This window comes from Burkholderia sp. GbtcB21 (assembly GCF_019091065.1).
Lineage (GTDB): Bacteria > Pseudomonadota > Gammaproteobacteria > Burkholderiales > Burkholderiaceae > Burkholderia > Burkholderia pyrrocinia_C.
Genome location: NZ_JAGXKA010000276.1, coordinates 1 through 265, shown reverse-complemented (window position 1 = coordinate 265; position 265 = coordinate 1). Strand labels below are relative to the sequence as shown.

The window sequence follows — 265 nt, the reverse complement described above, 5'->3', positions numbered from 1 at the left end:
CTCGCTTTGCGGCGCGCGGGCCGGCCCGTGGCTCGCACCGTGGCGATCGATCCACTGGCGCGCCCAGTCGAGCGCAAACTGCCCGGCTTCCTCGGCATCGGTGAAACGCGGACCGATGAGGCCCGAGCGCTCGACGCGCCGGTCGTCCTGCGAGATCCCGGCCCACGCGCGATACATCAGGTTCTGCACGGGCTGCGCGATGCCGCAGATCGTATAGCCGCGATTCTCGTCGACTTGCGGTTCGGCCGCGGCGAAGCTCGCCGAC

At 70.6% G+C, this 265-nt stretch carries 1 pseudogene; it reads right to left on the bottom strand.

Annotated elements, in window-relative coordinates:
• A pseudogene (locus tag KVT39_RS36950) lies at positions 1–265 on the bottom strand (DUF6566 family protein); the annotation flags it as partial.